The sequence below is a fragment of the Bacillus sp. TH30 genome (assembly GCF_016650875.1).
Taxonomy (GTDB): domain Bacteria; phylum Bacillota; class Bacilli; order Bacillales; family Bacillaceae_G; genus Bacillus_A; species Bacillus_A mycoides.
Genome location: NZ_JAEKEY010000002.1, coordinates 207,694 through 230,464, shown reverse-complemented (window position 1 = coordinate 230,464; position 22,771 = coordinate 207,694). Strand labels below are relative to the sequence as shown.

General features: G+C 32.2%; 24 protein-coding genes and 1 pseudogene. 19 read left to right on the top strand and 6 right to left on the bottom strand.

Going from position 1 to position 22,771, the window contains the following annotated elements; translation table 11 throughout:
- The first annotated feature begins 131 nt into the window (after positions 1-131).
- The 5 genes from catA to JFU20_RS03440 all read left to right on the top strand — a co-directional run bounded on the left by catA (position 132) and on the right by JFU20_RS03440 (position 4,425).
- On the top strand, positions 132-782 hold the full coding sequence (catA, locus tag JFU20_RS03465) for a type A chloramphenicol O-acetyltransferase (protein ID WP_002085665.1): 651 nt from the start codon (positions 132-134) through the stop codon (positions 780-782).
- 225 nt (positions 783-1,007) lie between these two features.
- On the top strand, positions 1,008-1,532 hold the full coding sequence (locus tag JFU20_RS03460) for a GNAT family N-acetyltransferase (protein WP_002012832.1): 525 nt from the start codon (positions 1,008-1,010) through the stop codon (positions 1,530-1,532).
- Positions 1,533-1,587: 55 nt separating this feature from the next.
- Positions 1,588-2,514 carry a GNAT family N-acetyltransferase gene (locus JFU20_RS03455; protein ID WP_002165844.1) on the top strand — a complete coding sequence of 309 codons (927 nt, stop codon included), beginning with the start codon at positions 1,588-1,590 and terminating at the stop codon, positions 2,512-2,514.
- Between the two features lie 187 nt (positions 2,515-2,701).
- Positions 2,702-3,214 carry a GNAT family N-acetyltransferase gene (locus tag JFU20_RS03450; RefSeq protein WP_033715755.1) on the top strand — a complete coding sequence of 171 codons (513 nt, stop codon included), beginning with the start codon at positions 2,702-2,704 and terminating at the stop codon, positions 3,212-3,214.
- A 305-nt stretch (positions 3,215-3,519) separates the two neighbouring features.
- Complete coding sequence (locus JFU20_RS03440) at positions 3,520-4,425, top strand: DUF2935 domain-containing protein (RefSeq protein ID WP_002165842.1); 906 nt, start codon at positions 3,520-3,522, stop codon at positions 4,423-4,425.
- A 201-nt stretch (positions 4,426-4,626) separates the two neighbouring features.
- On the opposite strand, the gene JFU20_RS03435 is transcribed toward JFU20_RS03440, so the two are convergent.
- Entirely contained in the window at positions 4,627-5,517 is an 891-nt protein-coding gene (locus JFU20_RS03435; protein ID WP_002012839.1) for a DMT family transporter, read from the bottom strand.
- 114 nt (positions 5,518-5,631) lie between these two features.
- On the opposite strand from JFU20_RS03435, the gene JFU20_RS03430 reads away from it, so the two are divergent.
- From JFU20_RS03430 to JFU20_RS03415, 4 genes are all read left to right on the top strand, one after another.
- Positions 5,632-6,249 (top strand): helix-turn-helix domain-containing protein, encoded by a 618-nt coding sequence (locus JFU20_RS03430; RefSeq protein WP_002031957.1) that lies wholly within the window; start codon positions 5,632-5,634, stop codon positions 6,247-6,249.
- 485 nt (positions 6,250-6,734) lie between these two features.
- The gene (locus JFU20_RS03425) at positions 6,735-7,685 is read left to right on the top strand and encodes a hypothetical protein (protein ID WP_113734470.1); all 951 of its coding nucleotides are present in this window, start codon (positions 6,735-6,737) and stop codon (positions 7,683-7,685) included.
- A gap of 241 nt (positions 7,686-7,926) precedes the next feature.
- Positions 7,927-8,076, top strand: coding sequence for an aspartyl-phosphate phosphatase Spo0E family protein (locus tag JFU20_RS03420; RefSeq protein ID WP_002012842.1), 150 nt, complete (start codon positions 7,927-7,929; stop codon positions 8,074-8,076).
- Positions 8,077-8,234: 158 nt separating this feature from the next.
- A complete protein-coding gene (locus JFU20_RS03415; RefSeq protein ID WP_002012844.1) occupies positions 8,235-9,635 on the top strand; it encodes a protoporphyrinogen oxidase in 1,401 nt (466 codons plus the stop codon).
- Between the two features lie 65 nt (positions 9,636-9,700).
- Here the strand turns inward: JFU20_RS03415 and JFU20_RS03410 are convergent, their stop codons facing one another.
- Complete coding sequence (locus JFU20_RS03410) at positions 9,701-10,249, bottom strand: hypothetical protein (protein ID WP_002165840.1); 549 nt, start codon at positions 10,247-10,249, stop codon at positions 9,701-9,703.
- A gap of 230 nt (positions 10,250-10,479) precedes the next feature.
- On the opposite strand from JFU20_RS03410, the gene JFU20_RS03405 reads away from it, so the two are divergent.
- Positions 10,480-11,031: a GNAT family N-acetyltransferase gene (locus JFU20_RS03405; protein WP_002031946.1), complete on the top strand. Its 552-nt coding sequence runs from the start codon at positions 10,480-10,482 to the stop codon at positions 11,029-11,031.
- A gap of 43 nt (positions 11,032-11,074) precedes the next feature.
- Here the strand turns inward: JFU20_RS03405 and JFU20_RS03400 are convergent, their stop codons facing one another.
- Both JFU20_RS03400 and cspD read right to left on the bottom strand, forming a co-directional pair.
- Complete coding sequence (locus JFU20_RS03400; RefSeq protein WP_000286202.1) at positions 11,075-11,260, bottom strand: cold-shock protein; 186 nt, start codon at positions 11,258-11,260, stop codon at positions 11,075-11,077.
- A gap of 86 nt (positions 11,261-11,346) precedes the next feature.
- Positions 11,347-11,550, bottom strand: coding sequence for a cold-shock protein CspD (gene cspD, locus JFU20_RS03395; RefSeq protein WP_002012849.1), 204 nt, complete (start codon positions 11,548-11,550; stop codon positions 11,347-11,349).
- Positions 11,551-11,936: 386 nt separating this feature from the next.
- Here cspD and JFU20_RS03390 point away from each other — a divergent pair, with 386 nt between their 5' ends.
- From JFU20_RS03390 to JFU20_RS03380, 3 genes are all read left to right on the top strand, one after another.
- Complete coding sequence (locus JFU20_RS03390; RefSeq protein WP_002012851.1) at positions 11,937-12,833, top strand: CPBP family intramembrane glutamic endopeptidase; 897 nt, start codon at positions 11,937-11,939, stop codon at positions 12,831-12,833.
- A complete protein-coding gene (locus JFU20_RS03385) occupies positions 12,833-13,492 on the top strand; it encodes a nucleoside/nucleotide kinase family protein (RefSeq protein ID WP_002012852.1) in 660 nt (219 codons plus the stop codon). The genes JFU20_RS03390 and JFU20_RS03385 overlap by 1 nt, the downstream gene beginning before the upstream one ends.
- Positions 13,493-13,748: 256 nt before the next feature.
- Entirely contained in the window at positions 13,749-14,354 is a 606-nt protein-coding gene (locus tag JFU20_RS03380; RefSeq protein WP_201038345.1) for a PRK06770 family protein, read from the top strand.
- A gap of 105 nt (positions 14,355-14,459) precedes the next feature.
- Here the strand turns inward: JFU20_RS03380 and JFU20_RS03375 are convergent, their stop codons facing one another.
- Positions 14,460-15,332, bottom strand: coding sequence for a LysR family transcriptional regulator (locus JFU20_RS03375; protein ID WP_002127351.1), 873 nt, complete (start codon positions 15,330-15,332; stop codon positions 14,460-14,462).
- 129 nt (positions 15,333-15,461) lie between these two features.
- Here JFU20_RS03375 and JFU20_RS03370 point away from each other — a divergent pair, with 129 nt between their 5' ends.
- From JFU20_RS03370 to JFU20_RS03360, 3 genes are all read left to right on the top strand, one after another.
- Positions 15,462-16,505: an aspartate-semialdehyde dehydrogenase gene (locus JFU20_RS03370; RefSeq protein WP_002157851.1), complete on the top strand. Its 1,044-nt coding sequence runs from the start codon at positions 15,462-15,464 to the stop codon at positions 16,503-16,505.
- Between the two features lie 139 nt (positions 16,506-16,644).
- Positions 16,645-16,935, top strand: coding sequence for an ArpU family phage packaging/lysis transcriptional regulator (locus JFU20_RS03365; protein ID WP_242488145.1), 291 nt, complete (start codon positions 16,645-16,647; stop codon positions 16,933-16,935).
- 922 nt (positions 16,936-17,857) lie between these two features.
- On the top strand, positions 17,858-18,169 hold the full coding sequence (locus JFU20_RS03360; RefSeq protein WP_002165838.1) for a heterocycloanthracin/sonorensin family bacteriocin: 312 nt from the start codon (positions 17,858-17,860) through the stop codon (positions 18,167-18,169).
- A gap of 307 nt (positions 18,170-18,476) precedes the next feature.
- Here JFU20_RS03360 and JFU20_RS03355 read toward each other — a convergent pair whose 3' ends face one another.
- Positions 18,477-19,379: a LysR family transcriptional regulator gene (locus tag JFU20_RS03355; RefSeq protein WP_087943080.1), complete on the bottom strand. Its 903-nt coding sequence runs from the start codon at positions 19,377-19,379 to the stop codon at positions 18,477-18,479.
- Positions 19,380-19,508: 129 nt separating this feature from the next.
- Between JFU20_RS03355 and gabT the strand changes: the two are divergent.
- The 3 genes and pseudogenes from gabT (at position 19,509) to JFU20_RS03340 (ending at position 22,684) form a co-directional block, all read left to right on the top strand.
- A pseudogene (gene gabT / locus JFU20_RS03350) lies at positions 19,509-20,833 on the top strand (4-aminobutyrate--2-oxoglutarate transaminase).
- Between the two features lie 14 nt (positions 20,834-20,847).
- Positions 20,848-21,537, top strand: a complete 690-nt coding sequence (locus JFU20_RS03345) for an MOSC domain-containing protein (protein ID WP_002012866.1) — start codon at positions 20,848-20,850, stop codon at positions 21,535-21,537.
- Between the two features lie 262 nt (positions 21,538-21,799).
- A complete protein-coding gene (locus JFU20_RS03340) occupies positions 21,800-22,684 on the top strand; it encodes a GNAT family N-acetyltransferase (RefSeq protein WP_002012868.1) in 885 nt (294 codons plus the stop codon).
- The last annotated feature ends 87 nt before the right edge of the window (positions 22,685-22,771 follow it).

Sequence of the window (22,771 nt, the reverse complement as noted above, 5' to 3'; positions counted from 1 at the left end):
ATTTCTGCAGGTGTTATATAGTTAAATAAAAAGCTTAGTATTAAATTTAAACTGTAAGGAGTGAACAAGTGTGGTGAAAACAAGAAAGTTAGCCTTCTAAAATAAAAATAAAATTTTAGGAGGCTATTAAAATGAAGTTTCATGTAATTGACAGAGAAAATTGGAATAGAGAGCAGTATTTTGAACATTATTTAAAATTAAAGTGTTCGTTTAGTATGACAGCGAATGTTGATATTACGATGATGCTAGAGGAAATACATCAAAAGGAAATTAAATTTTATCCGACTTTTATTTATGTAATTTCTAGAGTGATAAATAAACATACAGAATTTCGAACATGTTTTAATGATGAAGGAGTTTTAGGGTATTGGGAGGAAATGATACCTAGTTATACAATCTTTCATAAAGATGATAAATCTTTTTCAAGTATATGGACGGATTATTCTAGCGATTTCCACATTTTCTATAAAAACTATGAAGAGGATATGAGATGTTATGCTAATGTTCATGGTTTCTTCACGAAAGAAAATATTCCGCCAAATATTTTTCCGATTTCTGGTATACCTTGGACTAGTTTTACAGGATTTAATTTAAATATTAATAATGATGGTGATTTTTTATTACCAATTATTACTTGTGGGAAATATTTCAATGATGGAAGCAGGGTTATGCTACCTGTTTCATTGCAAGTACATCATGCGGTTTGTGATGGATATCATGCGAGTCGATTTATAGAGGATTTACAGGAGCTAGCTAATACTTGTAACGAGTGGCTTAAGTAATATCTAATTATTAATTATATAAAATTGAAAATGAATAAGCGTTAAAATAAAAAGAAGAGAACATATGTATATTACATGTTCTCTTCTTTTTTATTCATTCATACTAAGTAACAGTGGAAAATATAGGTTGATTTGTAGTTTAATAGTAAAAAGAGTGATTAATTTTAAATTTCTTTATTTTATAATTATTTAAGGGTTCAAATGTTTTAATAGGGGGAAGGTAAAGTGAAATTCATACGTATTGAAAAAGATGAAATCCTAATTAATAATATGGCAAAATTGTATTGTAAAGCATTTGAGAAAACAAATTTTACTGAAATGATTGAGAGAATGAAAAGACATATAGAATATACAGATTTTAAAGGTATAGTAGCAATAAATGATGAAAATGAGGTAGTTGGTTTTACTTATGGTTATCTCTCATTAGAAGGGCAGTACTATAATCAATTAATGAGAGAAGCGTTAAATCTAGAACAAGCAGACGAATGGTTACAAGATTGTTTTGAATTTGTAGAGTTAGCAGTTCACCCACAATATCGAAATGAAGGTCTTGGAATGAAATTACATAATGAATTATTAGAAGGGATTTCAAATAGAACGAGTATTTTAACAACACAAATAAACAATGAAAAAGCGCGTTCTTTATATAAAAGATTGGATTGGGTGGATGTATTAGAGCCATTTCACCCAAGTAAAAGTGATGCCCCATATGTAATAATGGGAAAAATATTAAAGACAAAAGTAAATTAATAACTATATCGTTCACAAAAGTTATCGGTTTATAACAATGAAGGGGAAAACAAAAATGACAATAATATCTATAGAAAAAGCTACAATTTTAGATGCTGAAAAGTTAACAGAAATAATGAAAAGAACATTTGATGAAGAAGCAAAGCGATGGTTATACGGCCAAGGTGATGTAATTGATTATAACATTCAACCGCCAGGATATTCTTCAGTTGAAATGATGAAATATTCAATTGAAGAATTGGATACTTACAAAGTGATAATGGATGAAAAAGTAATCGGGGGAATTATAGTTACGATCTCTGGTAAATCGTACGGAAGAATCGATCGTATTTTTGTAGAGCCTTTTCTTCAAGGAAAAGGAATTGGATCGCGGGTTATTAAGTTAATAGAAGAAAAATTTCCGAACATAAGGATTTGGGATCTTGAAACATCTAGTAGACAAATTAATAATCATCATTTTTATAAAAAAATGGGCTATGAAATAATTTTTAAATCTGAAGATGAGTATTGCTATGTAAAAAGAAAAAATGTAGATGCAGTTGGAGAGAACCTAATTAAAAATAAAGATATGAAAAATGGTCAATACGAAAACTGTAATTTGGTTAATACAGAATATTATCAAGTAAATTTAAAAAATAGTGCATTTGTTGGTAGTAATATAATGCATATGAATATGAGTAATTGTAATGTAAGTCAATCAAAGTTTAGAAATATAAATTTTAGAAATTCCTCATATGCAGATTTAAATATTTCTGGCAGTAAATTTAATTTTGTGACTTTAGGTGGAGTTCAATTTAGAGATACAAGCCTTGGAGAGGATAAATATCCTATTTCATTTGATAGATGTGATTTGGAAAGTACTACAATACGTAGTAGTAATCTGAAAAATATTGAAATAGAAAATTGTGATATTACCGGTATGAAAATAAATGGTATTTCAGTAGAAGAACTGCTTGAGTTGTATAATAGGGTGAAAAATTAAATAAAAAATCACTTAGCATATTCTAAGTGATTTTTTCATTTTGAACGAGAGGGGAATATAAGAGATGATGTTCAAAAAGTGAATGTTATATCGAAATAATTATATAAAAATAACACAAAGAAATAAGGGTTGGCAGGATTTTAATATGGGATATTAGAATATGAATATTTGAATGGAGGGGAGAAAGATGGAGATTAACGTTAGAGCAGTAGAAATACAAGATGCTAGAGCAATTCATCGTATATGCATACAAGATGATGTTTTACCTTATATGGTTTTCTTACCTAGTATGCGTGTAGATGCAATGGAGAATAGAATTCGAAATTTAGCACAGAATCAATTTGAATTTGTAGCAGAATATGATGGAGAAGTTGTTGGATTTGTCGGTTTAACCCAAAGTCCAGGGCGAAGATCTCACTCGGGTGATTTATTCATCGGAGTAGATAGTGAATATCACAATAAAGGAATTGGAAAATCACTTCTTACAAAAATGCTTGATTTAGCTGATAATTGGCTAATGTTAGAACGAGTGGAACTGGGTGTATTAGAAACGAATCCTAGAGCCAAAGTATTATATGAAAAATTTGGATTTATCGAAGAGGGTGTAAAGGTTGGGAATTTGAAGGCTCATGGGCATTTTGTTAACGAAATCATGATGAGTCGTTTTAGACCAAATGGTTTGATTGTACATAATAAATAGGGGTGTAAATTGAACAGAAATATCGATTTGTTTTGAAAAAAGTATGGCAAAAGGACGCCATGCTTTTTTCAGTTTATTAAAAATAAAGAACAATTTTTATTTAAAGGATGTTTTAACGGATGAAGCATTAGGAATCATCTCAATCCGGAAGCATATGACTTAATAGAATCTATTTCTATGTGCAAGGGGAATGCATATGTGGAAATTTCAAAAACCTTGAAAAAACGATTGTATAAGTATATTTAAATTTTATTTATTTTCATACATAGTATAATTGAGCATTCAAGGAACAAGGAGTGATTGTAATGTCGACAGACCAACCTATTCCTGGACATTTTATTATGGACCCACAGCGAGCTATGCTGTTGCCACCGGAATTGAAAGCAGCTCCATCTGAATCATTAACAGAACAATTATTTATTGAACGATCTATAACTGAAAATAGATTTTGGTTACGTATTATGAAAGAGCATGCTTTGTTTCTTGGTGAGGGGTTTAATCGTAACGATAAAAATTTAATTCAGCAAGTAGAACAGTTTTATAATCAGTTTGATAGGCAGCTGCAAAAAGCATTTACTATTCCACAAACTGTTCAAGCGGTAAGGCAATTAAATGAAGAGAGCATTCAGTTAGTGTATGCTTTTCGTAATTATAAAAGAAACTTACTAATTTTAATCATCAATTGTAAAGTGAAAGGGTTTAATTTTCCACTTTTAGTGGATCATGTTGCACGAGAAGCGGAATATTTTATGCGGACACTTCAAAAGTTTAATGAAGGCAAGATGGATCCTATTCAAGATGCGATTATTAGCGAGAATGTTTTCTGGTTACGAATTATGATGGAACACTCACGTTTTATTGCTTCATTACTGGATCAATCGGAGAGAAATCTTGTTCATACAGCGTTGAAATTTGGAGATGATTTTGAAATTCTTCTTAATCAAGCTAGAGATGTTGAATCGATGTTATATCAAAAAGAACCGACATATCCGATTATAGGAAAAATGAATAAAGATAGTGAAAATGCTACTGTTGAGTTAAGGAATTTCAAAAAAGCAGGATTAGAGTTAATTCAAACATGCCAAATTCGAAATGTCATAAATCCATTGCTTGCTGATCATGTTACAAGAGAGGCAGAGCATTTCCTCTTTATGATTCATGTATTGGAGCAAAGGCTAAAGCAAAAGCAAGTGGAACAATCTCCGCAATAATAAATAAACAAGAAAAGCATGGCAAACTAATGTCATGCTTTTCTTGTTTATCCCGCTATTTGTGGGCAGTAAAACTCCCACCTCAAAATTTGGCTGGAGCAAATAAGTTATGTGGGAGTCGGGCTGCCCGTAAACGCCCGATTGGTGAAGGCTAATAATCAGTGGGGGATGAATAAAATCCCTACTGATTAAAGTTTCACTTTATAAATTGTGATTCAATTGTTTCGGTTGTAATAAAAATAATGCTAATCCAATGAAAATAAGTAGAATTCCTAGTCCTTGCTGTAAAGAAATTGTTTCATCTAAAATGAAATAGGCTAAAATACAAGTTCCAATTGTCTCTCCTAAAATACTCATCGAGATAACAGTAGCGCTCATCCATTTTAATAACCAATTAAAAATTGTTTGTCCTAAAATCGTTGCAATGAATGCAAGACCTATAAAGGACCACCATGTTTGTGCAGTGTAATTGAAGAAAGATGACTGCTGTGTGTAAGCAAATATACCGAGAAAGAGTGAACTACTGCCATAACTAATTACCGAGTACGGTATTAGGGATAGGTCTTTACGAACATATTGACTAATGAAAAAGTAAGCTGTTATGACGCCAGCAGCAATAAAAGCTAAAATATCGCCGTATAAAGCCTCGCCACTAATTTGAAAATCTTGCCACCCAATCACGATACTTCCTGAAATTGCAATAAGGCAGCCTATAATCGCACCTTTCGTAAACCGTTCCTTAAATAAAAAATAACCACCGACCATTGAAAATAAAGGTTGCAACGTTACGATAACTGTAGAACTTGCTACAGAAGTATACTGTAATGATTCAAACCATAGTACATAATGAGCTGCTAGAAATAATCCAGATAAGAGTCCAAATCCCCATTGCTTTTTTGATAATGAGCGAAGTTCGCTTCGATTGTTTGTATTAAATATTAGAAACGGTAAAAGAATTACCGTAGCAAACAATAATCGATAAAAAGCAGTGATTGCTGCAGGGGCATCGGCTATTTTTACGAAGATAGCTGAAGTAGATAAGGCGAACACGCCGAAAAATAAGATGAAATATGAAAGAATAGGTGATTTCAAAGTTTGTCCCTCCGATTGCTTGTTTATTATAATGAACTGTATATAATATAATGTACAAAAGTTAGTATATAAGCCTTAGATGAAATAAGGAAGGATTAATTGCCACTGTTTAGTATGTCAGCACAAAAGGGACAAAAGATGTATTATGATGGACGAAAGGAAGTTGTAACAATGATTCATTATCGGCTAGGTCAAACTGTTTTAAGTTATCGTAAGAAAAATAATATGACAATTCGTGAATTTGCTGATTATGCAGGAATCAGTACTTCACTTATTAGTCAAATTGAAAGAGGACATGCCAATCCTTCTTTAAATGTATTGGAATTAATAGCGAAAGCATTAAATGTACCGCTGTTTACTCTTTTTATTAATGATATTGATACTGACTCACTTATTTCTAAGAAGAAAGATCGGAAAAAAGTATATCGAGAAAATAATGATCATATCGTTTATGATGTGTTAACACCAGATTTTATGAAAGCTCGCATTGAAATGTTAATGATGGATTTAAACGGATATGCAAATACAACAGAAAGTCACTATTCCCACGAAGATAAGGAAGAAATTGCAGTTGTAATGAAAGGGGAAGTGTATGTGGAATTGGAAGGGAATGAATATTTTTTAGAAGAAGGAGATGTTGTGCGTATTCCACCGAACGTGAAACATAGATTTTTGAATAAGAGTGATGAAATGAATCACATCTTATTTGTATTAACACCTTCGTTAAGCTAAGGAAGTAGCTTAAGGGTACATACTAAGTGGTAACATAATAGAAAGTATCAATTACATAAAGATTCGCGTGTATAATAAAACAACTATCTATAAATACATACACATTTGATTTTCACTTTGTATGTTTAAGAAGATGAGAGATTTGACAAAAAAATAAGATAGTTCCATGACTATCAAACCAAATAATTCAGATAAACAAAGAGTGAAAATTTTTAAGGCTTTGGCAGGAGTAAAACGAGAGATTGTTCGTTATTTATTTCATAATCAAAACAAACACAATTGTGGAAGATTGAGACTGCATTAGGGATGAATAAGTATCATCTCAAAATATTATTAGAAGCAAATTTAATTCTTGTTGAGCGACAGGGGCAATTTTAATTTATAACTGTAAAGGAGGAAACTTTTCAAGAGTTTTCACCAGGCTTTTTGCCGACTTTGTAGATGCTAAAAAACCATTTTATTAGGGTTTAGAGGGGATAAGAGAGATGGAAAATATAAGTGTATTAAAAGATGGGCTTTCAATTATATCTCAATGTAAAAAAGAAACAAATGATATTTGGCATGCACATTTCGGAGCAGCTGCCATTGCTAGTTATTTTTTTACGAAAAACAATAACATTGATGAAAAAACTGCCTGTAACATTTATTCTCAAGCGAAAATGATGCTCCATAAGCAAAGGTTAGGCGAAACAATTGATAATAAACAAGGTGTCGATTATCAAAGTGCTGAAGAAACGATAATTAAATCTTTGGAACAAACGATTGATGAACTCCATTGGGTTGGTCATAATGTAATTTACGCTTCTTTAAGTTTACTAGCCATTAAGGAGTTAAGTCATTGGGGGAGTGAGCAAGATATTAATAATATAGCAAACCTTATATTATCGTTTCAAAAAACAATTCCCGGTAGATCTTGGATTGGTTTTACAACTAAAGAAGTAAAGCAACTAATTATAAATAATGAGGAGATTCAAAGCGAAATTAAAAACCCAAAGCAATTATCTGAATTTATTTTAAATGAATTATCTGAATTTAATGTTATATATAAGGCAGAATCACATCACGATTTAATTGGTCATATGCTTACCTTCTCACATGCGATTAATATATTATATGACTTAGGGCATATAGAATTATTTCAACGAGGAATAAAACCACTATTAAAGCTAGTTTATGTACTTAGAAAAAGTCGCAATTTAATGCCAAATGCCCAAATAATATTGAATTCTCCTGTAGATCGTTTACCTCTTACAAAAGCAAAACAAGTTGATACACTTCCGCTAGATAATGCATTCTGGCTTAAAGACTACAGCGAATTTAATTGGGATTTTGGGCACATATTTAAATTTTCATATAGTTATTTTGATCACTTAACAAGGGTTCCAGAATATAAAGATAAAACATTTGAGAAATTCTGTTGTATTATTAATGAGTAAAAGTGTCTAACTTTAAATTAATAGTAAATGGTACACATTCATAAACTAACATATTTATAAAAAATGGTAGAAAATTATAATGACCTGTAATAATAGGCTTAGTTTAAGTCTCTTTTTTTGTTAGTAGTATATTGTTTTTTCAAATATGTAAGATTTTACATTAGCATGAGACTTTTACTTATTATGTAAGTAGGCTATACTAAAATACATATATTTTGAAATTGGAGCGAATAAAGACGACATGGAATTAGTGAAGTTAGAAAAAATAATTGAATTGAAAAAAGAAGAATTATTGAATCTAGTCTCAAATTATGGACTTCAACATGAAAAAGTAATAGCACTCAGCCAAGAAATTGACAAATTAATAAACTGGTTTATGTTTTTAAAATAGAAAGAACTATGACGTGAGTTGAATATGTTATAGTTCTTTTTTATTCATATATCTTGTCTAATTTCTTACAGAATGCGCAAGCTGCTAGTCGACTATGATAATTTTTGGTTATAATAATAAAGGAATTATTAATTGTATCGGTTAGGGGCGCAGCAAATATGAAAACAGTCGTTGTCATCGGTGGAGGTATTACTGGACTTTCTACTATGTTTTATTTAGAAAAATTAAAGAAGGATTATAATATAGATTTAAATTTAATCCTTATTGAGAAAGAAGAGTATTTAGGTGGTAAAATCCACAGTGTGGAAGAAAATGATTTTATTATGGAATCTGGAGCAGATTCTATTGTAGCTCGTAATGAACATGTTTTGCCGCTTGTAAAAGATTTAAATTTAGAAAATGAAATGGTATATAACGAAACAGGTATTTCTTACATATACTCTGATAACATATTACATCCAATTCCTGCTGACACTATATTTGGGATTCCTATGAGTGTTGAATCATTATTTAGCAGTACGCTAGTCTCAAAAAAAGGGAAAATCGTTGCTTTAAAAGATTTTATTACGAAAAATAAGGAGTTTACAAAGGATACATCACTTGCTGTATTTTTAGAAAGCTTTTTAGGGAAAGAATTAGTGGAAAGACAAATTGCACCTGTGCTTTCAGGTGTATATTCTGGTAAATTGAATGAGCTTACAATGGCATCTACGTTACCATATTTACTTGAGTATAAAAATAAATATGGAAGTATTATTAAAGGTTTTGAAGAGAATAAAAAACAATTTCAGTCAGCAGGAAATAAAAAGTTTGTATCATTTAAAAGTGGACTATCTACGATTATTAATCGCTTAGAAGAAGTGCTGACGGAGACTGTCATTAATAAAGGTGCTGTAACAACAGTGATAAGTAAAAAAGGGGATCGGTATGAGGTTTCTTTTGCAAATCATGAGACAATACAAGCTGATTATGTCGTTTTAGCAGCTCCACATGATGTCGCACAAACGTTATTACAGTCTAATGAGTTAAATGAGCATTTTAATAAATTTAAAAATTCATCGCTTATAAGTATTTACTTAGGTTTTGACATACTAGATGAACAACTACCGGCTGACGGCACAGGTTTTATCGTAACGGAAAACAGTGATTTACATTGCGATGCTTGCACATGGACAAGCAGGAAGTGGAAACATACATCTGGTAAACAAAAGCTATTAGTAAGAATGTTTTATAAGAGCACTAATCCAGTATATGAAACAATCAAAAGTTATAGTGAAGAAGAATTAGTACGAGTTGCTTTATATGATATTGAAAAGAGCCTCGGAATTAAAGGTGAACCGGAAGTAATTGAAGTTACAAATTGGAAAGATTTAATGCCGAAATATCATTTAGAACATAATCAAGCTGTTCAATCATTACAAGAAAAATTGGCCGTGCTTTATCCTAATGTATACTTAGCTGGTGCTTCATATTATGGTGTAGGAATTGGTGCTTGTATTGGAAATGGAAAGAATACTGCCAATGAAATAATTACGACATTGAATGAACAGTCAAAATAATAATATTGAATACATATGTAAATAAAATGTCCCTCCAACATAATGGAGGGACATTTTATTTGTAATTATTTCACATTAATTGAAAGCTTTTTATGATTGGCTTTATTCTCTTTAATAGTTAATGTTATTTTTCCAGATTCTTCAAAGGAATACGGTGAGAGCCGATAAAGTTCTTTAATACTATGTTTTTCTTTTAATTTATTTGTAGGAATTAATGTTATATTAGGCTTCCATGTTTCCTGTTTGCCTGAAGGGTAGTCTACTATTATTTCTGGATTATTTAATTGTATTGTTTCCCAAGAGACAAAATACAGTTCAACTTCTGCATCTTTTTTTAGTAATTCTTCTGAGAAATAACCAAACTCACCAACATTACCAAAAACAGTGAAATTTTGATTTTGTAATTTAATATCTAAATATCTAGGTTGATATGTTGCTGCGTGATACATTCCGTATGAAAGAGAGAGTGTAGCAGCGATTAATATACCAACTGAAAATGACTTAAAGCTATTTCCTTTAAAACTTGTCATCATAAATGAGTTTGGTGTGAATTTTTTTGCGAATAAAAAAATGAGTAAAATGAGCAAGAGGGATAAGCCAATGAAAATATACATAAAGTTTAAGCACCTCCGTAAGAAGTATTTACTGTTTTTCTATATTTTAACATGAGAGGGTATAAATTAGGGGTGGTTTTTAGAGGGGAATTAATAAATACAACGAAGTTATATATTATTAAGAGGATAAACATCGCTAGAAATATTTGATTTGTGGGACATTAAGGACTTTCCTAATTATAAATACTTTTTCTGCTATAATAAATGAGTAGAGAGAAAGGAGTGATCCTATGGTATTTCCTATGTTAGAAACAGAACGCTTGCGCTTAGTTGAAATAGAACAATCTTATTGTCAAAAAATATATGAAATATTCTCATTAGATGAGGTAACGTGTTATTACGGTATGAATTCTTTTACTGAGTTTGGACAAGCTTCACGTATGATTGAATCTTTTTCGAAAAATTACTTTGAGAAAAAGGCAATGCGTTGGGGGATTGTATTAAAAGACACAAATAATTTAGTAGGAACAATTGGATTAAATAATTTACAACTTTGGAGTAAACGCTCAGAGATTGGATATGATTTGCATCCTCGTTATTGGGGGAATGGTTATGCTTCTGAAGCTGCTCGAGAAATTATTACTTATGGATTTCGAGATTTAGGCTTATTTAGAATTGGAGCTATTACATATCCTGAAAATATAACTTCGTGTAATATGTTATCTAAATTAGGTTTTCAACAAGAAGGGCTGTTACGTGGATACATTCATCAAGGAAATAAACAACACGATGCATTAATGTATTCTATTGTACGAACAGATGTAGAGGATATTCATTATTAATAAAAAAGCCCCTCTTATTTAAAATAAGAGGGGCTTGTAAAAATCAACCTATTTTAGGTAATAAACGTTCTCCGCTTTTCATACTACTTTTACATAAAGGGCATTTAGGCTCTTCTTCAAATGAAAAGTTCTTTCTCATCCATCCTAAACAATCCTCTGATTCACATTCCCAAACAGGGGTTTGTTCTGGTGGTACTTCTGCTACATCGTTCTTTCGATTGCGATACATGTAACCACTCCTTTTATGTAAAAATTTTTAGTTATATATTAAAAAGGTTGTTAACCGAGCTGGTAACAACCTTTTTATTGATTGAATTATAGCTTTACAACGTTTTTAGCTTGAGGTCCACGGTTACCGTCTTCAACTTCGAAGCTAACTTCTTGACCTTCGTCAAGAGATTTGAAGCCGTCGCCAGTGATAGCTGAGAAGTGAACGAATACGTCGCTACCGTCTGCAACTTCGATGAAACCGAAACCTTTTTCGCTGTTAAACCATTTTACTTTACCTGTTAATGTCATGGTAATGCCTCCTAAAATTTAAAAAGATTACAATATGATCGGCCTTATTCGATTGAAAATAAAAGTTCACATATTATCAAAAATCCATAAGGAGTACAAAACATTCCTGATTGATACTTGATAATATGCAAAGAAAATATAGTGCTAAATTGACCTTAATTACTATCTTACAACAAATGGTGGGAAATAGCAAGTGTTGGGAAAATCAAGAAAAAATAGGGGGTTTTATAGCAAAAGGCCCAAAGACATCTCTTTTATTTATATATTATTCCAAATCTGGATTTATTCTAAACCAAGATCATTTATATTAAAAAATAAGTTTAAAGGAAAGGCTATATATATTTTAATAATACTGATGAGTACAATAATTAGGAGGGGATAGAATATTGCAAAATAAACAATTTAAAATAATTGAAGCAGCAAAAGAAGGAAGAAGAAAAGTTCATCCTATTTTCGCTGTTATACTTGCAATTGTATTTTTAACTTTAGGTGAATTTTTCATGTTGTTTATGCTGTTTTTACCGAAAGCAGATACATCATTTGTAAAGGCAATTTATAATAATATTGAGATGATATTAACGTTTGGTGGGGCTATATTTTTTATTTTTTTATGGATTAGGTTTGTAGAGAAAAGGTCATTTTCATCCATTGGTTTTTGGAAAGTGCAATGGATGAGAAAGTATTTGAGAGGTGCGTTAATAGGATTTGTCTTCATTTCAATACCAGTAATTGTGCTTATATTAACAGGGATTGTAAAACTACAAATGCAACAAATTACGGCAACCGCCATATTTGGTATTGTAGGATCTTTAATTGCTTTTTTAATACAAGGTGCAACGGAAGAAATTATTGTACGAGGCTGGTTGTTTCCAGTTATTTCTGTTAGAAGTCGTATATGGGTTGGGATTATAGTGACGTCCTTTTTATTTGGTTTTCTTCATTTACTTAATCCTGGTATTACAATTCTTTCAATATTGAATATAATATTAGTTGGTGTATTTGCAGCATTTTACGTTTTAAAAGACAGTAGTCTTTGGGGGATATGCGCGTGGCATTCCATTTGGAATTGGGCGCAATATAACGTCTATGGTTTTGCAGTTAGTGGCATGACGATATATTCAACGCCGCTATTTAAACCTGTAACAAATGGGTCAGAAGTGCTTCATGGAGGCTCATTTGGTATTGAAGGTAGTATCATTACAACAATAATGCTTTCTATCGCTTCAATCGTTTTATGGAGACAGTTATGGGGGAGAAGAGCGAAACAACGAGATTTTAGTTAATGAAAGTGGGAGAAACTATGGGGATTGTAGCATTTGAGGGAGCGAGCGCTGTTGGGAAAAGTACAACATGTCGTGAATTAGAAAAAAATTACGGCGCATTTATTATACCTGAAGGTAATCTATTATTTGAAAGACCAAAAAATGAACATAGAACATGGTATTTTGAAAAACAAGTAGAGCGCTGGAATATAGCAATGCAGAAGTCGCAGCAATATGAGTTAGTAATACTCGATGGTGATATTTATCAGCCACTTAGTTATAATTGGTGTTTCCATTTTGATATATTTAATCAGCCGTTATCTTTAATAGAAAACTTTTATAAAGATAAGATGATAAATAGAGAAATTGGTTTTCCAGATCAATATTTTTATTTGTACACGAATGATGAAGAACTTAGAAAACGAAAAGAATTTGATGAGACGAGAAGCAGAAGGGATTTTGAAAAACATTTACATATATCAAAACCGTTGCAGCGTTATTATGAAAATTTAAATACCGTCACAGACGGGTACTGTAAATTGATTGAAGCAAAAAGTATAAAGTCGAATGAATTAGAAATTGTGAAAAGTTTAAACAGCTTAAACGTGTGTGAAGAAAGACGTTTTGATGTTTCGAGGTTAGATGCTATTACGGAGTGGATAAAAGAAAATCGTGCATAAAGTAAAAACAACGAGTGTTTTAGAAGGCGCTCGTTGTTTTTTTGTTTCCATATAAATATAAAGGGAAATTTTTTAGAATATCTTTATTTTTTAACAGAATAATCTTTCAATTTCGCAAAAAAAGAAATACAATATAAGGAAATATATATAAATAATATGATAGGGGATGGGATGAACTATTTTGAATGAAGGAACTGTTTTATATAAGAAATAATGAGGTAGTAAGAACAGAGATATTTGGGAGGAAACAAGCAAGATGAAAACATTATTTAAAATCATAGGAATTATAGCTGGTATGGCGGTAATCGGGGTAGGTGTAACGTATGGTATGCTGTATTATCTGAATAATAGTAAACCAGCTGCGAAAAAGGCATCACCAGCCGCTCCAGCAGTAGAAGTGCTAGCTGATAGTAATGTAAAAGCCGAAGATGCAAAGATGTTAGAAAATGGAAATTATTCATTGCCGAATAGTGGTTTTAATAAAAACTTCAAATGGACAGATGAGAACATACAGACAGCATTACATGAAATGGCACATCAAAAAGCGAAAGCAGATCAAAAATGGGGATATATCTTTATTACACAAGAACGTATTGAAAGTTTACTTGAAATTATAAATAGTAATGATGTTGCACAAAAAAGTACATATGTGGATATTTTAGAACGATGGAAACAAGGAAAATATGAAAAGGTTGATGTGGACCACAACAAGATTTGGAAATTACAAAGTGGGAATTTAGGAGAAGGGAAAGGAGTAATGTCAGAAAAGGAGCAAAAAGAATTAATTAATCAAGTTTTTATACAAAAAGGTACATATTCAGGTAGTAAATTAATTGCAGGTGGGGGACAAACTAATAAATAAGGTACATATTGATTTTGAAACACCTGTATTGTTATGAACACAAATGTTTTAATAAAAATGAGTAATTGCTTTTTAGAGCAGTTACTCATTTTTGTTATTACTCGCTTACTTTTCTATTCTCTCTAATAATGTAAGAAACGATTGCAAAACTGGGGATATCCATCTAGATTTATGATAGATTACGTGGCTTTGAATGACGGCTGGAGTTTCGATGGGCTGAAAACAGAGTTGTTCTTTTTGATTACTTTCTTGTACAACGATGTAAGGGAGAATAGAAATTCCTAACTCACACATAACGGATTGTTTAATGACTTCAACATTGGAAGTCTCAAATGTTTTATTAGGATTTCTTCCGCTTTGACGTAAAAAACGATCTACCATTGGTCTATAGCCGCAGCTTTGTTCTGTAAATATAAATTGAGTATCTTGTAATAAAAGGAGTGGATCAGTGTTTGAAGGGAAATGAGCAGGGAAAATCCATCCAAATGTTTCATTACATAAATTGCACGTAATAAAATCATTATGCTCTATACTTTCTCCAATTATGAAGATAACATCGGTTTCCCCTTCATGTAGTTTTTTCAATGCTTGCTCATTGGTATTTGTCTCAAGTACGATATTTACTTTCGGATTTTCCTGTTTGTAAGTACGTAATAATTGTGGTAACCGATACACTGCCAATGATTCATTAGATGTAATAGCCAATGTTCCTTCTAAATGGTCACTGTTTTGAGGGATTTCTTGCGCTTTATCATAAATAGTAAGTAATTCTAATGCATACGGATGAAATTGATGACCTGCTTTTGTAAGAAGTATTTTTTTTCCTAATCGATCGAATAGGGGAATGTTTAAATCGTTCTCTAATGCTTTAATATGGGCTGTCACAGTAGATTGCGCATAACCTAATGCATGAGCAGCTTTAGAAAAGCTACCATATTTAACAATGGCACAAAATGTTTTAACATGTCTCATTTCCATAAATGATACCTCTTTTATTATCATGATTTGTGAATGATTATATCATGTATTTCAATTTTTAAAATCATTAAATTTCTTTTAAAATTAAGTTGTGGAGAAATTCATTCAATTGAAATTGGAGGAGAAAAAATGAGTGAAAAGAGCTATCATGTAGCTGTAGTTGGAGCTACAGGCGCAGTAGGGCAAAAAATCATTGCATTGTTAGAGAGAGTAACGAAATTTAATATAGAAGAAATTACATTACTCTCGTCAAAACGATCTGCTGGTAAGATAGTACAATTTAAAGGACGAGAGATTAAAATACAAGAGGCAAAATCAACTAGTTTTGAAGGTGTAGACATTGCCTTTTTTAGCGCTGGGGGAGAAGTTTCTAGACAATATGTAAATCATGCAGTTTCTAGTGGTGCAATCGTAATTGACAACACAAGTGAATACCGAATGGCACACGATGTACCACTCGTCGTTCCAGAAGTAAATGCACATACTTTAAGGGAGCATAAAGGTATCATTGCAGTTCCGAATTGCTCAGCACTACAGATGGTAACAGCTCTTCAGCCAATTCGAAAATCATTTGGTTTAGAACGAATTATTGTTTCAACGTATCAAGCCGTATCAGGCTCAGGAATTCATGCGATTCATGAATTAAAAGAACAAGCTAAGTCAATGCTTACAGGTGAAGAAGTGAAGAGCACTATATTACCAGCGAAAAAAGATAAAAAACATTATCCAATTGCATTTAATGTATTGCCGCAAGTGGATATATTTACAGACAATGATTTCACATTCGAAGAAGTAAAGATGATTCAAGAGACGAAGAAAATTTTAGAAGATCCAAATCTGAAAATGGCAGCTACTTGCGTCAGAGTTCCAGTTGTATCGGGGCATTCTGAATCAGTTTATATTGAACTTGAAAAAGAAGCGACCGTTGCAGAAATTAAAGAAGTACTACTGAATGCACCAGGTGTTATTTTACAAGATAATCCTAGTGAACAAATTTATCCAACGCCATTATATGCAGAGGGTAAAAGAGATACATTTGTAGGTAGAATACGTAAAGATCCTGATACATCAAAAGGATTCCATCTTTGGATCGTTTCTGATAATTTATTAAAAGGTGCTGCTTGGAACTCAGTTCAAATCGCAGAGACATTGGTGGAAAATGGGATTATTTAGTATGGATTTATATAAATATTGAAAATAGAAGGATATTTGGGAAACCGTATCGTATGAATCAATTGTCATTTTCTGAAGACATCGATGAAAAAGAGATGCGAAGACTTGTGGTGAAGGAGCTGAAAAACTACAAAGCATTGTGCGTTCGGATGAAAAATCAAGAAGAACAGGCTCAAGCGGGGGCATCGTTCTTTTTCCTAAAATGAAAGGTGACGATAAGAATCATGAGATACGTTTTAAACAAATTGAACGGACATTGAAATATGCTCTTGATAATGATCAACGTCAGATAATTGAATTGAAGTATTTTGGGAGTGAGAAAGTCAAAGATTCCTATGTTTATAATGAATTGATGATGAGGCGTGATAGTTTTTATGAGAATAAAAAAATAGCTATCCGTTTGATAGCTACTGCTTTAGGGATTATATGAACGTGGTTTTATTTTAGTGAAGATGAAATTATGATCTTTTGTGTTACTGATATAAATTGTTATATGATACGTGTAATCCATCTTACTCGCTCTGCCTTGTGGCAGGGCTTTTTTATATAATAATATAAATTAAGTAGTTAAAGAGGTGTGTTTAAATGAGCTGGGAAGAATCATATAGAAGAGAGCAACCATGTCCATGTGGTAAGGGAAAATATATTGAAATTATGAAGGTGTATGCAATAGAAGAAATATAAGAAAGTGCTAACACGTATGCGGAATAGACATAAAACATCGCTGATTTGCCATTCATAAAAATAGACTTTTCTTAGCAGAAATCACTAATTATAAATACTTATAAAATTAGCTCTGATATAGCAGATATTGAAGCGAAGAAAAATAAAGATGGGAGTGCATATTGGAAATACGAAGATGACCAAACAAAATTATGGAATATACGACTATAGAACTAGAAAATGATGACATAAATCTAAATATTATTGTTTAAATTCATATTTTATAATGTCCATTTAGCCCGTATTAACTGCCCGTAAACCCCCTCTGATTAAAGTTTCACTTTATAAAAATGAGCCCATAGTAAAAATAACCTAAAAATAGGCATATGAACAAGGTGCATCATCTAGTGATAGGTCATATTTTGTTGGTGTACGTATTGAACTTAGTTTATCCCGCTATTTGTGGGCAGTAAAACTCCCACCTCAAAATTCAACTGGAGCAAAGAAGTTAGGTGGGAGCCCTGCTGCCCGTAAACGCCCGATTGGTGCGGGCTAATAATCAGTGGGGGATGAACAAAACCCCTACTGATTAAAGTTTCACTTTATAGCGCTATTTCTACTTAGATTTAACGAACAGAAATATAGGAAAGTATCGATGGGGTTTTAGTTTATAAAAGGAGGTCATGAAGATGAATAATTTTCAACAAGAACTACAAGCGTTAAGCCTTAATGATTATCAGTCTGGAAATATTGTGTATTGGGACCAGCAAAACCAATATCCATATTACTATATTACAGATGATGCTCGTCGCTGTGGCGGTTGTGGCGGTGGTCGTTGTGGTGGTTGTGGTCGTTGTGGCGGTTGTGGCGGTGGTCGTTGTGGTGGATTCCGTTGTTTTGGTTGCTTCGGTTGCTTTAGTTGTTTTGGTTGTGGTGGTTGCTCTAATTGCTCTAATTGTTTTGATGGTTTTAATGGTACTACTGTAACATTTGAATATTGATAAGAGACAAAAAGGAATCCATTTTGAAAAAAGATTGATCGAAACGGATCCCTTTTTGTGAAGCATTATATAATTTTTATAAAAATGTGCTAACAAGTTTGCAAACGGACTTGCTAACACCTATACGAAATAGACATAAAATATCGCTGATGTGTAGCTTAATAATACGATAATAATTTAGCACTTATAATGAATAATAGGTTATTAGAAAAGAAACCATAAAATGTAATGTTTTATATCATTATAAAAAGAGATTATTCTAATAGATCGTTGTATAACGGCTGCATAGGATAATCTCTTTTTATACTTATTTTTGTAAAGAATGTACTGTTATTTTGAGTTGCTCAATAAATTTCCGGGTAGCAGCGCACATATATTTATCTCTTCTATAAATAAGTCCTATCTCTATTGTTGGAGTGGGGTTTTCAATTTTAATAGCTTGTATGTGCTCACTTTGCAAAAAGTCTATATACGGTTTTGGTAACACGGTAATCCCCATACCTTGTGCGACCATTTGAATTAAAGATTCCATTGTACTAATTTCTAAAATTGGCTTTGGTTTAAAGTTAAAGTTTTGGCAATGAGATGTAATTAGTTCTGTTAAATAGAAATTTTTAGGTAGAAGAATTAAAGGATAGTCCTGTAATTCTTCAATAGATACATACTTACGTTCAGTTAAAGAATGGCTGGTTGGCACAACTAATGTAAGTTCACTTTTATATAGTGGGATAGAAACAATCTCTTTATCTTGCACCGGGAGAAATGTAATACCAATATCTAATTCATTTTGTAATAATTTTTCACGAATTTCTCCTGTACGAAGCCCCAACACAGAGAGTTCGATATTTGGATATTGCTTATTGAAATCTAATATAGCTAGTGGTAGTAAATAATTTACTACGGTTAACAAAGATCCTATTGTTAAGGAACCATGATGTAATCCATTTAAATCTTGAATGGCAGAACGAGCTTGTTCGACTTCGTGAAAGATTGTTTTACTGTGCGATAATAAAACTCTTCCTGCTTCAGTTAAAGATATTTTTTTACCAATTCGATCGAAAAGTGGCATGCCTACTTCATGTTCTAATGCACGTATTTGTTGGCTTAGTGAAGGTTGTGAAATATTTAATTTCTCGGCTGCTTTTGTAAAATGTAATTCTTTCGAAACAGCTAAAAAGTATTCTAATTGTCGTAATTCGATTGAAATCACCTCAAGTTTAATCATAGGATATACCTATCATTATTATATAAATAATTGAATTGAACAATGGTTTTGTGGGATATATAATCACTTTATCAGAAATGGATTGATTAAAAAATTAGATGAGGTGAAGAAGAATTGTTGAAATCTAGTGTATTACCGGGCAGTTATTCACAAGTACTTCAAAAAAGGTATGAGGAGGCTGTACCGAAAGGAATATATCATTTAACGCCTTTATATGTAAAAGAAGCAAGGGGAGCGATAATAACAGATGTAGATGGAAATCAGTTTATTGATTTTGCTGGTGGAATTGGTATGCAAAATGTTGGACATTGTCATCCGAAAGTTGTAAGAGCGGTACAAAAACAAGCAGAATCATTTATACATCCTTGTTTTCATGTAACTCCATATGAAAATTATATTACTTTAGCGGAGAAAATTAATGAGAAAGTGCCAGGTACAAGCAAGAAAAAACGATGTTTGCCAATAGTGGTGCGGAAGCGATTGAAAATGCTGTAAAGATCGCACGTAAAGTAACAGGGAGGAGTAAAGTAATTTCGTTTGAACGAGGATTTCATGGGAGAACATTAATGACAATGTCTCTATCGACCAAAGAAACTCCATATAAAGCAGGATTTGGTCCGTTCGTTTCAGACATGCATATATTGCCGTATCCGTACTATTACAGAGCTGAAGAAGGAGTTTCTCCTGAAGAAGTGGATTCTCAAGTTATCTATCAGTTTGAAAAGTTTTTAGAAGAAGTATCACCTGAAAAAGTAGCAGCAATCGTAATGGAACCAGTACAAGGAGAAGGTGGGTTTATTGTTCCTTCTATTTCATTTGTAAAACGATTACGAGAAATTTGTAATCAATACGGTATTTTAATGATAATGGATGAAGTGCAAACTGGATTTGGCCGAACAGGGAAATGGTTTGCAACGGAACATTTTCATATAGAACCTGACATAATGACTTTGTCAAAATCAATTGCTGGCGGTTTACCATTAAGTGCTATTGTCGGTCGTGCGGAGTTGATGGACATTCCTGGGAGAGGACAAATTGGTGGAACTTTTGCTGGGAGTCAGTTATCATGTGCAGCCGGTCTTGCTGTATTTGAAATAATGGAAGAAGAAAATCTAGTTGAAAGGGCTCAGCAAATTGGAAATAGAATAATGTCACATCTACATCAAATGCAATTAAAGTACGAAGTGATTGGTGATGTTCGTGGAATCGGTGCGATGGTTGCAATGGAACTTGTAACGAATCGCATAACGAAAGAACCTGCAAAAGAACTAACAGTAAAGCTAATTGAAGATTTTTGGAAGAATGGGCTTATAAGTATTGGAGCGGGGATATTTGATAATGTACTACGCTTTTTACCACCTCTAGTTATCTCCGACGAAGAAATAGATAGAGGATTTGAAATAATAAATGAGTCTTTTGAAAAGTTGTGCCGCAAGTAAGAGGAGGGATTTGAATGACTAAAGCATATGAAGTCCTATCTCTAAATATAGGACTGCCAAAAGAGGTTATGTATGGTGGGAAGTTAATTCAAACAGGGATAAATAAAAAGCAAGTAAAGGAACCTGTTTTTTTATCATTTTTAAAGCTTAATGGAGATGGACAGGCGGATTTAGTTCATCATGGAGGGGTAGATAAAGCGGTTTGTGTTTATACTGGTGATCACTATCCGTACTGGGGAAAAGAATTGAATCAGGAACTTGTATATGGGGCTTTCGGTGAAAATATAACAGTAAGCGGAATGCGTGAAGAAGATGTTTGTATTGGTGACACGTTTCAACTCGGAGAAGCGATTTTACAAGTAACGCAGCCAAGACAACCTTGTTTTAAATTAGCAAAGAAATATAATATTCCAAAGCTACCATTATATTTTCAAGATACAGGATACACAGGTTTTTATTTTCGAGTATTAAAAGAAGGATGGATATTACCGGTAGATACTTTGAAATTGTTGAAGCCTGATCCAAAAGGTGTGTCAATTTTGTTTGCGAATCGCATAATGCATAAAGAAAAACAAAACTCTGAAGGATTAAAAAGGATTTTAGAAGTAAATGCACTGTCTACTAGTTGGAGAAAGACGTTTGAAAAGCGAGTGAAGGGAGAAGAAATTAATACGAAGGAGCGACTTGAGGGAACCAAAGAATAGGTGAATTATATTTGCATAAAATGGTGTATTTCTATTATCGGAAAGATAAGTAGGAAGCACCATTTGTTATATAATAAACATGATATTATTCAAAAATCTTAATACTAGTTTATTCGACTTGTTTTTTAATAATCAAAACATAAAATAAATTAAACCATTTTTAAAAGTTTTATGATACTATATTGATTTGAAAGGCCTATTTTTTGAGAGTAGGTCATATAAGTATATCTAAATTAATGGAATCGACGTATGGAGGGACAATATGGGGAATGTTGAAAAAATGGCAAACTTTCTATTAGAAGAACCGAGAAGAGAACAGTTATTTCCTTTATTTGAAGAAGTGTTTGGGATTACGAGCCAAACATTGCAGGATTTTTCAGAGAAAGGGTATTGGGATTATACATATAAAGCATTATCATTTTCACAAGATGATAATGCGATTGCAAATGTTGCGGCATTTTCACTTCCGCTTTTAATTAATGGTGAAAAAATAAATGCAACGGGTATTCAATCAGTAATGACACATCCGAATTATCGTAGACGAGGATTAATGAAACAATTGTTTAGTAAGATGATAGAGGAAATTGATGAGCAATGCGAGTGTGCGGTCTTGTTTACTGAAAATCCGGAACTATATAAACCATTTGGTTTTCAAATTGTGCAAGAATATTTGATGACAGTATCATACGAAAATAAAGGTTACAAAGATTCTCAACTTAAAAAGTTAGATTTTTATAATGAAGAGGATAGACAATTAATACATGAGATTATTGAAAATGGCCAAAGGCTTTCTAATAAATTTTCAACGTTAAATTACCGTTCTTCGTTTTATTTAAATATGTATGATTCAACATGGAATGAAAACCTTTATTATTCAGAGAAATTAGATGCGCTGATTGTTTTTACAGTAGAAAATCAAAAACTAAAATTATTTGGAGTATTTGCGCCGGTAATTCCGATTTTAGATGAATTATGTGAGGAAATCTCTGGGGAATTTACGGAGATTGAATTTTATTTCTACCCAGATCAATTAGGAATTGATGATGTACAATATACAGAATTACAGACTAGTAAGTATTTAATGGTTCGAAGTAATAAAGAATTAGATTTTAAAGGACATAAATTCCCAGTTTTAACGGAGTTTTAAATGTTTATATAGATGCTTTTGATGGAGGATAAAGGTAATAATCCTAGTGAACTACTCACCACTTAGCAAAGCTAGAAGTGGGAGCTT

Bases quoted from the DNA above. Each gene is read 5' to 3' on its own strand.
- JFU20_RS03360 (WP_002165838.1), top strand. From the start codon at position 17,858: ATGAATAATTTTCAACAAGAACTACAAGCGTTAAGCCTTAATGATTAT.
- JFU20_RS03430 (WP_002031957.1), top strand. From the start codon at position 5,632: ATGTCAGCACAAAAGGGACAAAAGATGTATTATGATGGACGAAAGGAA.
- JFU20_RS03420 (WP_002012842.1), top strand. From the start codon at position 7,927: ATGGAATTAGTGAAGTTAGAAAAAATAATTGAATTGAAAAAAGAAGAA.
- JFU20_RS03400 (WP_000286202.1), bottom strand. From the start codon at position 11,260: ATGTATCGCAATCGAAAGAACGATGTAGCAGAAGTACCACCAGAACAA.
- JFU20_RS03340 (WP_002012868.1), top strand. From the start codon at position 21,800: ATGGGGAATGTTGAAAAAATGGCAAACTTTCTATTAGAAGAACCGAGA.
- JFU20_RS03370 (WP_002157851.1), top strand. From the start codon at position 15,462: ATGAGTGAAAAGAGCTATCATGTAGCTGTAGTTGGAGCTACAGGCGCA.
- JFU20_RS03405 (WP_002031946.1), top strand. From the start codon at position 10,480: ATGGTATTTCCTATGTTAGAAACAGAACGCTTGCGCTTAGTTGAAATA.
- JFU20_RS03380 (WP_201038345.1), top strand. From the start codon at position 13,749: ATGAAAACATTATTTAAAATCATAGGAATTATAGCTGGTATGGCGGTA.
- JFU20_RS03345 (WP_002012866.1), top strand. From the start codon at position 20,848: ATGACTAAAGCATATGAAGTCCTATCTCTAAATATAGGACTGCCAAAA.
- JFU20_RS03450 (WP_033715755.1), top strand. From the start codon at position 2,702: ATGGAGATTAACGTTAGAGCAGTAGAAATACAAGATGCTAGAGCAATT.
- JFU20_RS03455 (WP_002165844.1), top strand. From the start codon at position 1,588: ATGACAATAATATCTATAGAAAAAGCTACAATTTTAGATGCTGAAAAG.
- JFU20_RS03410 (WP_002165840.1), bottom strand. From the start codon at position 10,249: ATGTATATTTTCATTGGCTTATCCCTCTTGCTCATTTTACTCATTTTT.
- JFU20_RS03440 (WP_002165842.1), top strand. From the start codon at position 3,520: ATGTCGACAGACCAACCTATTCCTGGACATTTTATTATGGACCCACAG.
- JFU20_RS03425 (WP_113734470.1), top strand. From the start codon at position 6,735: ATGGAAAATATAAGTGTATTAAAAGATGGGCTTTCAATTATATCTCAA.
- JFU20_RS03385 (WP_002012852.1), top strand. From the start codon at position 12,833: ATGAAAGTGGGAGAAACTATGGGGATTGTAGCATTTGAGGGAGCGAGC.
- cspD (WP_002012849.1), bottom strand. From the start codon at position 11,550: ATGACATTAACAGGTAAAGTAAAATGGTTTAACAGCGAAAAAGGTTTC.
- catA (WP_002085665.1), top strand. From the start codon at position 132: ATGAAGTTTCATGTAATTGACAGAGAAAATTGGAATAGAGAGCAGTAT.
- JFU20_RS03415 (WP_002012844.1), top strand. From the start codon at position 8,235: ATGAAAACAGTCGTTGTCATCGGTGGAGGTATTACTGGACTTTCTACT.
- JFU20_RS03375 (WP_002127351.1), bottom strand. From the start codon at position 15,332: ATGGAAATGAGACATGTTAAAACATTTTGTGCCATTGTTAAATATGGT.